Raw genomic sequence first — 13,107 nt, 5'->3', positions numbered from 1 at the left:
TTTGTTGGGAGCTCCCAACAACGAACCAATTGATCGGCGTCCTCATCCTGGAGCAAGCGCATGAGCCGCAAAGATTCCATCGACAACCTCTTCATGAAAAAACCGATCGTCACCGCGTCGTCTCCGGCTAGGTCTCCTGATCGGGTGCGCACAGGTGCAATATCGGCAATGGGGTCCTCACTCCATGAGATGGCGGAAAATGCAAAGCAGGTAACCAAGCTGCAGCAACAATTGGCCGAAGGTGAGCCGGTCGTTTCCCTCGATCCGTCTGCGATTGATAGGTCAAAGATCGCTGATCGCATACAGCTTGAAATCGACCCTGATTTTGAGGCGCTGGTAGCAAGTATTGGCGAACATGGGCAACAGGTGCCAATCCTTGTTCGCCCGCATCCTGAAACGGCGGGACGGTTTCAAATTGCCTATGGGCGACGTCGCCTGAGAGCGGCTGAGCAGCTTGGGCGTCCTGTACGAGCCATTGTCAAAAGCCTTTCTGACAGCGAACTTTATATCGCCCAAGGCCGGGAGAATCTGGATCGGAAAGATCTTTCCTTTATCGAAAAGGCCTTCTTTGCACGAAATCTGGAGGACGGTGGGTGCGACCGCGCCACTATCATTTCTGCTCTCGTAACAGATAAAGCCGATGTGAGCAGATACATCGCAGTGGCTCGGCGATTGCCCGACAGTGTTGTGAACTTGATCGGTCCTGCGCCCAAGGCAGGACGCGCCAGATGGATGGCGCTTGCCGAACATCTGGCGAACCCATCCATGGCCGAAAGGGCCGATCAGCTTCTAAGGAGCTATGTAGAACAGCGGCTAGACAGCGACGCACGTCTCAGCGGCCTGCTGGGGGAGTTGTCAGGGCGTGTTAAGGCAAGCACGAAGAGATCTAAGTCTACGGACGTTTGGAGAACTCCGACGGGTACGCGGGCTGTAGTGATCGAAGCGAAGCAGGGCAAAACCTCCATCGTTTTCGAAGAGAAAACAGTTCCGGCGTTTGCCCAGTTTGTCTCGGCGAGACTCGATGAGCTTTATGAAGAGTTTCAAACCCAGAATGGCAAGGGAGATTGAAGATGAGTTGAGCCGCTAGATTGTTTCACGAGTGAAGCAAATCGGCAAAGAAAAAGCCCTCCGAAACGAATTCCGAAGAGCCTTCTCCACTTTGGTCGGTTGAGAGAATCGCACTTCTCAGAATCTCAGTCAAGAGTCTTTGACGTCGTTGCGGCGAGCATTTTTCTATTGCCTTTCGAAAGGTAGGGAAATGCAGACGGAAAGTGTGACGACGCCCTTTGGGCGGCGGCCGGCGAAGCTTGCGCTCGTGAAGAGGCAGCTGCAGACGGCCGAGACGGGTTCTAATCGGCCTGTCGAAAAGTGGAAGGTGTTTCGCGACGCCTGCGAAGCACGCGAACGCCTCGGTCTCCAGGACAGGGCACTGACGGTACTCGACGCTCTCCTGACATTCTATCCGGAGAGCGAGCTCAACTGCGATAATGGCTTGGTCGTCTTCCCTTCGAATGCTCAGCTCTCGGTCAGAGCGCATGGCATCACGGGAACGACCTTGCGCAGGCATCTGGCGGCCTTGGTCGAAGCCGGGCTCATCCAGCGCAGAGATAGTCCGAACGGCAAGCGCTACGCTCACCGGGACAAAGGTGGCGATATCGAGCAAGCCTTCGGATTCGATCTTTCTCCACTCTTGGCTCGCGCTGCGGAACTTGCGAGCCTGGCACAGGAAGTCGCTGCCGAACGCCTGCAGTTCCGTCGAGCCAAAGAGGCGCTGACGATCTGCCGCCGTGATGTACGCAAGCTGATTTCCGCTGCAATGGCGGAGGGGGCTGATGGCGACTGGGAGGCGATCGAGGACATGTATGTCGGCATTGTCGGGCGCCTTCCGCGCAATCCTGTCCGCCACCAGGTGGAAGCAATTCTCGACGAGATGCAGCTTCTGCGCTCTGAAATCCTCAACCTCCTGGAAAATCAGATCAATTGTCAGAATATGGATGGCAATGCTGTTCAAAATGGATGGCACATACAGAATTCAAAATCCGAATCCATGAATGAGCTTGAACCTCGCTCTGACAAAGAGCAGGGCGACGCCTTCGAGCCAGAAGCCGCAGCCGCAGTGGTTGGCCAGCCGTTGGCAAAGCCTGATCAGATGAAACCGTTCCCGCTGTCAATGGTGCTGAAGTCCTGCCCGCAGATTTCCGACTATGGGCCCGGCGGCGCAATTTCCCATTGGCGTGAGTTGATGGGTGCTGCGGTCGTGGTTCGGTCCATGCTTGGTGTCAGCCCCTCAGCCTATCAGGAGGCATGCGAGGTGATGGGGCCGGAGAACGCGGCGGTCGCCATGGCTGCAATCCTGGAGAGGGCAGGGCATATCAACTCGGCAGGTGGCTATCTTCGCGACCTGACGCGCCGAGCGAGGGCAGGGGAGTTCTCACTCGGTCCGATGATCATGTCGCTTCTCCGGGCAAGCTCAGGAACTGACAGGCGATCGGCATGAGTTTCTGGACGACGAAAGCGCGTTCGGGCTCAGCCGGGAGGAGTTCTTTGGGGCATACGCGTACGGAACCGAACGATGGCAAGCTCTACGAAAGCCCGATTTCCTAACTCGGGGTGAAACGAATGGAGTATCCAATGGCTGATGGCCTTACGACACTTTCTTTGGCTATTGGGCTGCTTGGGAGTGATCCGAGCGTCAACGCGGGGGAATGGAAAGACTACGTTTGGAAGACACAGTCCATTGAGACCTGTCTTAAGGCATCTTGTCCTCCACTCTCGCTGAAATGGGATTGGAAGCGGCCGCAGACAGTGACGGTCTCGCTGACGTCGACGATGAACGACCTGACTATACGAACCAGGCTGTCAAATGATGACCATCTGGATGGCGACGATGTCTGTGTGACACTGCTATTGCGCGATCAAGCGGGAAAGACAGTCGCGGTGTTTCACGAAAACCGCCATTCCGATCCAGGAACAGATACCACCAGTTCAACAACGCTCAATCTTAGGAAGAAGCTTATATCCGCAATCAGGTCGGTGGCTCTCGGCACCAAGCAGTGTCGTGGTGGACCGCATCAGGATGATGGTATCTATCGCAAGACGAAAGAGACGGTAGGGCAAAGGTAGCCAGCGAGAATTGTGACGCGAACATGAAGGAAGTTTGCTCTGATAAGATCAAAGAATGCAGAGGTGGGCGCCTGCCGTGTCTCGCGCAGGCGGGACGCCACCGATTTCGCAAGACCCGGTGGAGATCGAGCTCACGGCTAGACGGACCGCGAGCCAAGGCGCTGCACCGGCCGCTTTGTGAGAGCCAAATGATTGTGCTGGGCTGGTCATGAGCCGCGGTGAAATCACCTTGGTGGTCGTGCTGCTGTTGACGGCGCTCCTTACCTTGGCAAGTCTGACGTTAACGCTTTATGAAGCCTTTGCGCCAAGCTAACTCGCTGTGATCATGGTCGTCCAAAATTTGCATCATTCCGGCGGCCGCTTGACACCTGAAGTGCACCCCGTTTCTCCGGACAAGTCGGCTAGTTTGATTCAGCCCTGACGCTCATTGCTCCCTTGCTCCTCCTACAGAATATCCAAAATGGGCGAACGGACGTCTGGCGATCATATGCGCCAGTGCAGTCGTTTCCTTGGTGAGGCGGGGGAAGATCAATCTATGCGCTTGGCTGGCCAGCATTCTGCACCGACTGCCACCGATGCTGGCGAACAAGATGGCTCGCATCGCCTGGGCGATCCTGAAGCACGGAGGGCCGTATAGGCAGCCAGTCTAGTGAATACCCGCGCAGCAATGAAGGTCTGAAGATCGTATGGCCGACGGTAGAATGGGACTCGGAGAACCAGATCGAGGAAAAATTGCTGGCAGCACGTAAGCCTGAAGTGGAGCGGCTCGCGTATTCCGTACTGGCTGGCGGCGGTGTTTTACCGCAGGAGAAGCTGAACCCATGTCCGCTCCGAATTTAGACGCCGTCACACAAAGATACTTGTTGCGCATCCGGAGGCGTCCTCAGGTATGTGCTTTGACCCTTTCTGCTTCTGCCGACTGTCAGGTCGAATTGGGCGGCAGTGCGCATCGATGGCAGGGCACCGGCATAGTCACGCGCCACACTGGATGTCGGAGACTGGCGGTGTTTTTGACGAAAACATATGCTATTGCTGCAGTGCGATGATTGCGATAGCGAGGCTAAAATGAGCGAAAAGCAACCTACCCACCGAAATGAAGATGAAAATGCCAAAAGAACGCCAGCGGCTACGGTGACCAAACACATATCGCGGCGGGTGCATCCGACCGAATTGCACAAGTTAGGGATCGACCCCAATGGATGGCTGGATTCGTAGCATTCACACGATCCGTGTATCGGATGTCGGGTGGAGATGACACAACCCAACCGGTAGGTATCAGACCGCTAGATAAATGCGCCTAAACTATGCCTGATCAGCGTTTTGAAATGCAGATGTGTTATAAAGCCTGAGCTATGGGCTATGGTGTACGTGTCTCGCATCAAATGGACTACGCCGCACCACATGATGAGGCTAACTAGGACCGATATAATGTATAACTGGATGCGCATATACGGAAGATAGCCAGAAACTGTTGCGATTATGTGGCCAATTGCACCTGGCATCAACTCCCGTTTTGGTGGCACCCTCTGTTCCAGGGACAGAGCAAGATTATCGAAGATAATAGCGATACCGCCGGCTGATCGAACAATTTGGAACGTCTGAGTAAATACTCAGACAGTCACTATGTTATCATTTATTCGGGCATCAACTATCTTTGGCCAGAAATGTATTTCAGAATTCGTACCTGACGGCATGCGCCGCGAGCTTCCCAACTGTGGCCTCATCAAACTGCTCGCAGGTTATGCTTGCTATCTGATTTGTGATTAAGCTTACCTGCTAACCTTTATATCAGCATTGCGTTGCATTCCGTCAGTCCATTGGCATACGCCAGCGGAGCTTTTTTTTGGAGGCACCGATGCAACAGCAACCAATCCCAGTTCACGTAATCGAACGCCTAGAGCGCGAATGGCGAATGATGGAGGCCGACAGAAAGCCAAAGGACATCGACGAAAAGTCCGAAAACCAACAGCCGTTGAAACGGCTAAAGGTTGGGCGGGTTGATTGATGTTCGGATTTGCGGTGCCGGGCCCGGTCGGATAGGCTAAAGCCGACCAACTCTTTCGCGGCAGAGTGGTATGCTGTCACCAGACAATGATGGGGTCAGATCGAATTTGCACTCGATGAAATGCGGCTGCTTCGGGCAGAGATCCTCTACATCTTGGAAATGCTGCTAAAATCTGAGAATATGCATGCCAACGGCGTCCAGAATGAACGGCATATACAGAATTCAAATACCGGATCTATCCATGAATTTGAACCTAGCTCTGGACGAGAGCAGGGCGGAAGCCTGGAGGACGAACCTCAAGCCAAAAGCGGAGCGAATGGACGAGAGAAAGCCACGCCTGAGCCAATAAAGGCCTTCCCGTTCGGGATGGTACTTCGGGCCTGCGCGCAGCTTGCCGACTATGGGCCCAGCGGCCGTGTAGAAAATTGGAGCGAACTGATCAAAGCCGCTGCGTGGTGCGCACCATGCTGGGCGTCAGCCCCTCAGCTTACGAGCAGGCGTGAAACGCGATGGGGCCGCAAAATGCAGCGGTGGTTATGGCCTGCATTCTCGAACGATCGAACTTTATAACATCTGCCGGCGGCTATCTTCCGGATCTCACCAGACGTTCCGAGCGTGGCGAGTTTTCACTCGGGCCGATGCTTATGGCGCTTTTGAAGCTCAATGATCGCACAGGTCGAAGAGCGGCTTGTTGCTGGCAAGCTGCGGTCAACAACTTGGAGTTCCTCAAGGGTAGATTTTGTTCGCATTGACGGACAGGGTGCGTCTTGTCAGCCGTTTTTGCCTGATTTTCTTCTGTAACACAGGGAGTTATCGCCGTTGAAGGGCAAATAATCGGCCCGGGAGGGCGACATAGGTAGAATCAGAAACCCACAGCCTGTTGGGCACTGGGGCTTTGAACTGGCGGTTAACCGGGTCAAGCGGGCTCGGGGCCGTCTTGTCCGAGAATGTCGTGCGGGATCGGCTTTCCGCGAATGACGCCCTGCAGGCCAGTCGACCTCATAAGCCTTGCGAGTGAGCATCGGGCGACATCGAAGCCTTCACGCTTCAATTGCCGCCAGACCTTGCGAACGCTATAAGCGCGGACGTTCTTCTCGAACACTCGACGTATCTCGATCTTCAGGCTGATATCGCGGCGAACACGGATCGACGGGGATCCACGTCCGGTCGCTTGGCGACGTTCTCGTAATAGGTTGATGGGGCAATCGGCAGTAGCCTGCAGATCGGCTCGCCCCCGGACACACCACGGTGTTCGTCGATGAACGAGATCATCGCTTGAAGGGGCCGCTATAGATGAAGCGGCCGCCCACCGCGACGAATGTTCTTCTTCGTGATCCAGCACCATACGGATGGCGCGCTCACGGACTTCAGGTGAAAACTTGTTTGTTGTCTTGCTCATAATGGCTCCACTCTCTTAGAAGTTGGAGCCTCCGGCAAACTCGGCGCGGTTCAGGCGAGTTCATCCATGATGACGAAGTCGAGCCTGGTGATGAAGTCGGCAAGCCGCCCCTGTTTGCCATTGCGTGCTTCTGTCTAAACCCGATTGACGAGATCGAAGACATTGAAGAACCGTCCCGTGCTCCGCTGCGGATCAGGGCACGAGCAGGCGTGATGGGCAGGTGGGACTTTCCTGTGCCGGTCCCGCCGACCAAAACGATGTTGTGCTGCTCAGCGAGGAACGCTCCGGTCGCGAGTTGACGCACCAGCCCTTCATTGACCGGGCGTATTTGTGAAGTCGAAGTCATTGATATCCTTTTCTAGTTGCAGCTTGGTGATGGCGATTTGGTATTTGATCGATCGAGATTGTTCCTCGGCGTTCATCGATCTGGTCGGGGAGGCGTTCAAGCGAGATCAGTCGGCTGAACGCTTCGCTCTAAGTCTTAGATAATGATCATTTGTCCGCATTTCCGAAGGAAACGCCAGTATTGCCCTGAGGGGAAATACGGGTTATATATCCCAAAGTATCTATATCATTCAGGATATGAAATGACGGAATGGAAGGTCGTGTTTCATGACCGCTTCAAAGGCGAGATCACAGACCTTCCAGCCGATGTTCGGGTCGAATTGCTCGCGCATCTGGTACTGCTGCGCGAAAGAGGCTTTCGACTAGGACGACCTGAGGTCGATACCCTTGAGGGGGCCAGGCACGCGAACATGAAAGAGCTGCGCGTCAAGGTGTTGAAGGTGCAATGGCGATTTGCCTTCGCCTTCGATCCGGAGCGAAAGGCCGTTGTCCTCTGTGGTGGTGCGAAGAGCGGTGTGAGCCAGAAGCTCTTCTATAAACGGCTGATCGATCTGGCGGATAGACGGTACGACGAGTATTTGAGCCAGTTGGAGAAGAGAAATGGATGATCTCGATAAGTTAATACAGACGCTGTCTGAGGATGAACAGCGCGCTGTAGCAAAGCGCGCCGACGAGCTCGTCACAGCGCACAATCTGCGTGAACTGCGGGCGCTCGCCGGACGGACGCAGGAAGACGTGTCCGCCGGGACCGGTTTCAAGCAGACCAACGTCTCAAGACTGGAGAAGCGCGCCGATATGAAGCTGTCGACTCTGCGCGATTATGTCGAATCACTCGGTGGCACGTTGAAGATCGTCGCGGATGTGGCGGGCAAGAAAGTCGATCTTTCCAGTATAGCGGAGCGCTCCCGTCACGGTTCAAAGATCTGAGGGACCCGTCGGCAGGGGAGGGAGCTAAAGCCCAGCCGCTTTCGTCAAGTTGACGCAGAAACGATCCCGCCGCCTTGATGCCTAAGGGTCATCTCGGCGGAGGCATGGCCGAGCTGCTTCTGCACATACCGCTCATCGACCTCGGCCGACGAGGCGAGGCCGGCACGTAGCGAATGTCCAGAAGGCTTTAGGTCCCGCTCTTTCTCCGGAAGAGCACCGTGTATACCGGCGGCCATCGCCGTCTTCTTGACGAGGTGTGCCACCTCCTGGTCGTTCAAGCGGTTCGGCCCGACGTTTTTCCCTGGCCGGTCACGCGGCGGAAGGGGGGACCCTTGGCGATCTTGGCGAATCTGATCCAGGTTTCGACGGCGGCGATGGGGCAGGTGGCGTCGGAGGACCCACGGCCGATCTCTACCTAACCCCAGCCGGTCTTGCCGCGCAGCGTCACCAGCATGGCCCCTGTCGAGGATCTTGATCCAGCAGCAGCTGTCCTCCGTCTGGTCTCGGCCAAGGTCTAAGCCGGTGATTTCGGATCGGCGCAGGCCGCCAGCGAAGCCGATCAGCAGCTCCGCCCGGCCGCGCAGGCCGCGGAGCGACCCCCGGTCGAGCTGCTCCAGCATGGCGATCAGATCTTCAGGGAGGATTGCTTCTTTCTGCCGGGGCGGGGCGTTCTGCTTTTTGCGGATGCCGGCCATCACGGTCGCTATGGCGCGATCCTTGCGATCGAGCGGCATGCCTCTCGTTGGGCTCAGTTCCAACCGATGGCGGCAAGGCGCCGCTCGATAGTGGAGACCGCATTCGGCTTCATGCCGTGTTCCGCCGTCGCAGAGGCGCAGGCGGTTATGTAGAGGCCGACGACCTGGGGATCCGGGCGGGGAGTGCTCATAGGTTCTTGCGGCGGCACTTGGCGGTAATATGTTTCCGGTCGGTACGCGTGTTGACGGACGATGCCGCCTCGACGTAGTTCCGGGCGCGATCATTGAGCTCCTGTAGATGCACCGGCACGCCGGCGTTGGCCTCGGCAAGGCGAGGGCAGCCCGGCTGAGAACGTGGGCTCCGAAACATCAGCGGAAAGCGCGGTGCCATGTGGCGGGGCTGCGTTTTCCTGAGCGTGATTGACACTGTTTTCGTCGGTGATTTGCGCACTTCCTCTTTAATGAGAAATATGACCGATAATGCAAGATTATCAGGCAATATCAGTTGAAGATGAGCTGTGCAGTTAATGGATAATTGGAGATAGGAAACGCACGTGTTGATCATCGAGAACGGGTATTTGGCAGTGATCGCACCGATACGGTAGCGGTCTGGGACAAGGTGAGGACAGCCGCAAGCTCGTGATGAGTGCGGTTCGTCTCCATGGTTGGAGCAGTTTGGACTGTTGCTATGGCTTGCGGAGCGAGCTGGGAGGCTTAGCTCATTAAGATGACGGTTCCCGGCACCACGGGCTGCCTACAGACGGTACCGTTCGATCTCGAACCCAAGGTCCGACGAAGGATCGGACCACGGAAACGAAAAAAAGCTTGAGGCGGGCTCGCTTCCCGGCATAATGCCCGGATCTGCTCTCTCAGCTGTTAAAAGCTCCGGAAACTCATTTGCTTGTCAACGTTCGCCTTCTTGAAGGCAGCCACAGGGTCACTACCGCCGCGATGGTCGCCGCAATGGCCAAAACACAAAGCGCGGTCTTAGACGTCGTCTCCATCGTGCCGTCGATCAAGAGCGCGTGGACTGCGGTGCCAAGCACCACGATGCTGACAAGACTCATGTGGCCGATGCGCCAGACACGCGGCGCAAGGCGACGCCGCAATACCGAGAGCAGCGCGGCTGCGAGGAGCGCCCACATGGCGGTCACGCCCCAGACAGAAAACGGGGTGGGCGAGCGCAACAGTAGCGCGTCAATGATGTCTGGTGGGCTGGTGATCCACAGGCCGGCCACGTGGGCCACAACGGCCATGACCAAAATGACGCCCACCGCACGGTGGACACGACGGCCGTGCAGCACCTGCAAACCGGGCAGCCAGCTGCGGGCAAGCAGGGGTTGCAGCAACAGAAGGCACAGAGCCAACACCCCCGCCAAGCCGGCGCCAATGTAGACCGGGTCGCGCCAGGCCAAATATTCGCTCATCGCTGCCAAGGTCAGGGGCAGGGCGAGCGCAAGCGCCAGTCCGGTCCAGGTCAGGAAGGCGCGGGCCATATGCATCAAGTCGGATCAGGCCTGCTGCAGGATGAAGTGTGCCTCAAGGCTGGTGTCCTTCGGACTCTTCAGCAAGGGGCGGAGAAAGACGGTTTCGTAGTCGCCGCCGTCATAGGCAAGATGCGCATGTGCTTGTCCGAGTGCCGGCACGATTTGTGGCATCTCGAGCCGAAACGCTCCGTTGGCGTCGGTCAGCGTGGCGCCGTGGCTGTGCAGGTCGCGTTCGCTGCCTTCCGTCGTGTGGGCCCAGATTTGGATGCGCTGACCCGCCAGCGGGGCGCCATCGCTGGCACGGCGCACTGTGCCCGACATCCAGAAACCGCCGCCGCCGATGCGCTCGACTATCGGTGCGCCGGGCCTGTAGTTGTTGGCCCCCCCACGCATAGACGGCGTCGCGGCAAGACCTGCAGCGCGGGCGGGCAGCGTGAGGCCATTAACCCCAGCCATCACAAAGGCACCGCCAAAGGCCAGCAATGTTCGGCGCTCGAAACCGATATCAGGCATACTGATCTCCTTCCCGGGTTGTGTGATGATTGAACATGATATTTAGCGCCTTTTCAGCCTGCGACAATCGATGCAGCGGCCAAGGCAGGGCACAGTTTCGTGATCTAGGCCGCTACCACCCTCACCGCTTCGTGAAGCGGGAGCCCGATCGGCGCAGCCCGCAGATCGAGCAGGCTCAACATGCGCGGAGCGTATCGGCAGATACGATGATGACCGTCGAAAACATGGTTGAGCGAATCATCGGCCATGGTCACAGTGAGTCTGGTTGCCATTGCAACAAGGGTCTTGAAGCCGTCACCCCTCAGGTGCTCGCGATGACGTCGCCGAGCAGCTGGCCGTCCGTTGATCTCCCGTTCGATGTCGAACAAGGGAATCGATCCGTTTGACGGCCTCCAATGCAATTGGTGAGAGCGGCGCGGCTTTGCTGCCACGTTTAACGCTCGTGGCAATGTCGGCGAGCACGAAGGACTTGCGGCGACTCTGTGCCCAGCAAAGTGCTTGGCACAGAGTCGCGGGATCCCGATCTACCTTGAACAGCGGATTGTACCCGCCATAGGCATCCGCCTGCAGAATGCCGGAGAAGCTCCTCAGGTGGCATTCGGGATTCTGCTGTCTTCGGTCTCGATATGCGTAGAACAAAGCCGCAGGCGGTGACAGCCCGCCAAACGGCCGGTCATCCCGGACATAGGTGCAGAAGCGGCCCGTATCGATCCTCCCCTTCGTCAGCCTTCAGCGGTTGACAGTTGCCGTCAAAAGATATCCCCGCCCACGAAATTGATTTCGCTAATCATATAGAACATTGACTTATATTCAGTCTCATCTTAGCGCTGTTTGCGGGAAGCGAGGAGACTAGATTGAGCGATGTGACAGCGGCCATTGTGAATTCGGCGGGCGATCCATTTTGCCTTCAGTCGGTGACACCAGACACACTGCAGCCGGAGGAGGTGCTTGTGCGGATCGTGGGGGTCGGCATTTGTCACACTGATTTATTGGCACGGGCTGGGGCCCTTCTTTTTCCATTGCCAGGCATTCTGGGACATGAAGGGGCGGGCGTGATAGAAAAAGTCGGCGCTTCGGTCTCGGGTTTTGCCACAGGCGATCCAGTCGTCTTGACCTATCGCAGTTGCGGAGCCTGCCCAAATTGCTTGTCGGCCCTTTCCGCCTACTGCGATGATAAGCGTCGATTGAATTTTTCCGGCGCAAGACCGGACGGTACTTCTCCATTCCGATGCGACGACGGCCGGCCGCTTGCCGCGGCCTTCTTCGGCCAGTCCTCCTTCGCCACCAAGGTCATCGTTTCCGAGAGCAATCTGGTGAGCGTTCCCGCCGACGTTCCGCTCGAAATCCTCGGTCCGCTCGGTTGCGGGCTGCAGACCGGCGCCGGGGCGGTGTTCAATGTGCTGAAGCCGCAGCCTGGCGCTTCCCTGGTCGTCGTCGGCTGCGGTGCCGTAGGCATGGCGGCGATCATGGCGGCGCGAGCATCCGGGGCCGAACCGATCATCGCCGTGGATACCAATGCCGAAAGGCTGGCGCTGGCGGGGGAACTTGGAGCGACCCATGGGCTTTCGGGTAGGGATCCGGCACAGATCGTCGCGGCCGTGCGCGATATCGCCGGCCACGGCGGAGCCGAATACTCGGTCGAATGCGTCGGCCGACCGGACACGGTTCGGCTGGCGGTCGAGTGCCTGCGAATGCGGGGAACCTGCGCGATGACCGGGGCGGCATCCGGCCAATCGGATATTGCCATTCCGGCGCAGACATTGCTTTATGGCCGCAGCATCCGCGGCGTCATCCAGGGCGACAGCAATCCACGCACCTTCATCCCGCATCTAATCGCGCTCTGGCGGCGCGGTCTCTTTCCATTCGAGCGGCTGATCCGCTTTTACGATTTCACCGACATCAATCGCGCCATGGCGGATGCGGCTTCAGGCGCTGCGATCAAGCCGGTGCTCAGGATGCCGCAATGATGCGCCTGCATAACCATCCGTTTTCGGGAAACTGTTACAAGATCAGGCTTTTCCTGGCGCTGCTAGACATTCCCTGCGAGATCGTTCCCGTCGATGTGGCGGCTGGCGGCCACAAGACCCCCGCATTTCTCCGATTGAACCCGCGCGGCCAGATTCCTGTGCTGGAAGACGAGGGTACGGTGCTGTTCGACAGCCAGGCGATCCTCGCCTATATAGCGGCCCGCTATGCCCCCGACTGGGCCGGGCGTGATGCCGCTGAAATCGGGCAGATTTCCCAGTGGCTGTCTTTCGCCGCCAAGGAGCTCTCCAACGGCCTGCAGGCGGCTCGGCTTTACCATATGCTTGGCACGCCTATCGATATCGCTGCGGCAAACGCCGTGGCGAGGGCATCGGTGGATATTCTCGACCTCTGGCTCGCCGATCGATCCTGGCTTGTCGCGGATCGTCCCACGATCGCGGACATCGCCTGCTATCCCTATGTCGCTCTTGCCCATGAGGCGCAGATAGAAACTGCTGGCCTGTCGGCACTGCGGGCTTGGTTGATGCGGATCGAGGCATTGCCCGGATTTGTCGACATGGCAGGCGAACCAGCATGAGCGATCCTATAAATCATAAATATAGTATATTGACTTATACCCGACGGTTT

At 57.4% G+C, this 13,107-nt stretch carries 11 protein-coding genes, 7 pseudogenes and 1 other annotated feature; of the genes and pseudogenes, 10 read left to right on the top strand and 8 right to left on the bottom strand.

Annotation, left to right across the window (positions count from 1 at the left end):
• Positions 1-60 precede the first annotated feature (60 nt).
• The 5 genes and pseudogenes from repB to repC (B9A97_RS23095) form a co-directional block, all read left to right on the top strand.
• Positions 61-1,068, top strand: coding sequence for a plasmid partitioning protein RepB (repB, locus tag B9A97_RS23110; protein WP_084368178.1), 1,008 nt, complete (start codon positions 61-63; stop codon positions 1,066-1,068).
• 190 nt (positions 1,069-1,258) lie between these two features.
• Positions 1,259-2,497, top strand: a complete 1,239-nt coding sequence (gene repC / locus B9A97_RS23105; RefSeq protein ID WP_084368177.1) for a plasmid replication protein RepC — start codon at positions 1,259-1,261, stop codon at positions 2,495-2,497.
• Positions 2,498-2,631: 134 nt separating this feature from the next.
• Entirely contained in the window at positions 2,632-3,123 is a 492-nt protein-coding gene (locus B9A97_RS23100; protein WP_084368176.1) for a hypothetical protein, read from the top strand.
• A gap of 539 nt (positions 3,124-3,662) precedes the next feature.
• Positions 3,663-3,773, top strand: a pseudogene (locus B9A97_RS30255) (IS110 family transposase); the annotation flags it as partial.
• A gap of 1,454 nt (positions 3,774-5,227) precedes the next feature.
• Positions 5,228-5,817 (top strand): annotated as a pseudogene (gene repC / locus B9A97_RS23095) (plasmid replication protein RepC); the annotation flags it as partial.
• 157 nt (positions 5,818-5,974) lie between these two features.
• Here repC (B9A97_RS23095) and B9A97_RS29550 read toward each other — a convergent pair.
• Both B9A97_RS29550 and B9A97_RS30040 read right to left on the bottom strand, forming a co-directional pair.
• Positions 5,975-6,527: pseudogene (locus B9A97_RS29550) on the bottom strand (IS3 family transposase); the annotation flags it as partial.
• Positions 6,326-6,451, bottom strand: a sequence feature (AL1L pseudoknot). Its footprint overlaps the pseudogene before it by 126 nt.
• Before the next feature lie 56 nt (positions 6,528-6,583).
• Positions 6,584-6,955 (bottom strand): annotated as a pseudogene (locus B9A97_RS30040) (ATP-binding protein); the annotation flags it as partial.
• Positions 6,956-7,114: 159 nt separating this feature from the next.
• On the opposite strand from B9A97_RS30040, the gene B9A97_RS23080 reads away from it, so the two are divergent.
• Positions 7,115-7,480 carry a type II toxin-antitoxin system RelE/ParE family toxin gene (locus B9A97_RS23080; protein WP_084368175.1) on the top strand — a complete coding sequence of 122 codons (366 nt, stop codon included), beginning with the start codon at positions 7,115-7,117 and terminating at the stop codon, positions 7,478-7,480.
• Positions 7,473-7,799, top strand: coding sequence for a helix-turn-helix domain-containing protein (locus B9A97_RS23075; protein ID WP_084368174.1), 327 nt, complete (start codon positions 7,473-7,475; stop codon positions 7,797-7,799). Before B9A97_RS23080 ends, B9A97_RS23075 begins: the two co-directional genes overlap by 8 nt.
• Positions 7,800-7,843: 44 nt before the next feature.
• Here the strand turns inward: B9A97_RS23075 and B9A97_RS23070 are convergent, their stop codons facing one another.
• The 6 genes and pseudogenes from B9A97_RS23070 to B9A97_RS23050 form a co-directional block, all read right to left on the bottom strand.
• Positions 7,844-8,533: a tyrosine-type recombinase/integrase gene (locus B9A97_RS23070; protein ID WP_179145374.1), complete on the bottom strand. Its 690-nt coding sequence runs from the start codon at positions 8,531-8,533 to the stop codon at positions 7,844-7,846.
• A 14-nt stretch (positions 8,534-8,547) separates the two neighbouring features.
• Positions 8,548-8,685: a hypothetical protein gene (locus B9A97_RS29890; protein WP_179145373.1), complete on the bottom strand. Its 138-nt coding sequence runs from the start codon at positions 8,683-8,685 to the stop codon at positions 8,548-8,550.
• Positions 8,686-9,387: 702 nt separating this feature from the next.
• Entirely contained in the window at positions 9,388-9,996 is a 609-nt protein-coding gene (locus tag B9A97_RS23065; RefSeq protein WP_084368172.1) for a ferric reductase-like transmembrane domain-containing protein, read from the bottom strand.
• A gap of 9 nt (positions 9,997-10,005) precedes the next feature.
• Positions 10,006-10,494 (bottom strand): peptidase associated/transthyretin-like domain-containing protein, encoded by a 489-nt coding sequence (locus B9A97_RS23060; RefSeq protein ID WP_084368171.1) that lies wholly within the window; start codon positions 10,492-10,494, stop codon positions 10,006-10,008.
• 122 nt (positions 10,495-10,616) lie between these two features.
• Positions 10,617-10,834: pseudogene (locus B9A97_RS30250) on the bottom strand (hypothetical protein); the annotation flags it as partial.
• Positions 10,821-11,214: pseudogene (locus tag B9A97_RS23050) on the bottom strand (transposase); the annotation flags it as partial. The pseudogenes B9A97_RS30250 and B9A97_RS23050, both read right to left, overlap by 14 nt.
• A gap of 143 nt (positions 11,215-11,357) precedes the next feature.
• Between B9A97_RS23050 and B9A97_RS30245 the strand changes: the two are divergent.
• From B9A97_RS30245 to B9A97_RS23040, 3 genes and pseudogenes are all read left to right on the top strand, one after another.
• Positions 11,358-11,678: pseudogene (locus B9A97_RS30245) on the top strand (alcohol dehydrogenase catalytic domain-containing protein); the annotation flags it as partial.
• On the top strand, positions 11,679-12,461 hold the full coding sequence (locus B9A97_RS23045) for a zinc-binding dehydrogenase (RefSeq protein WP_244564334.1): 783 nt from the start codon (positions 11,679-11,681) through the stop codon (positions 12,459-12,461). It begins immediately after the preceding pseudogene.
• A complete protein-coding gene (locus B9A97_RS23040) occupies positions 12,458-13,057 on the top strand; it encodes a glutathione S-transferase family protein (RefSeq protein WP_210189724.1) in 600 nt (199 codons plus the stop codon). Before B9A97_RS23045 ends, B9A97_RS23040 begins: the two co-directional genes overlap by 4 nt.
• Positions 13,058-13,107: the final 50 nt, after the last annotated feature.

The sequence above is a fragment of the Rhizobium sp. RU36D genome (genome assembly GCF_900176345.1).
Classification (GTDB): domain Bacteria; phylum Pseudomonadota; class Alphaproteobacteria; order Rhizobiales; family Rhizobiaceae; genus Allorhizobium.
The sequence above is the reverse complement of the archived record's forward strand: the minus strand, read 5'-3'. Positions and strand labels throughout refer to the sequence as shown.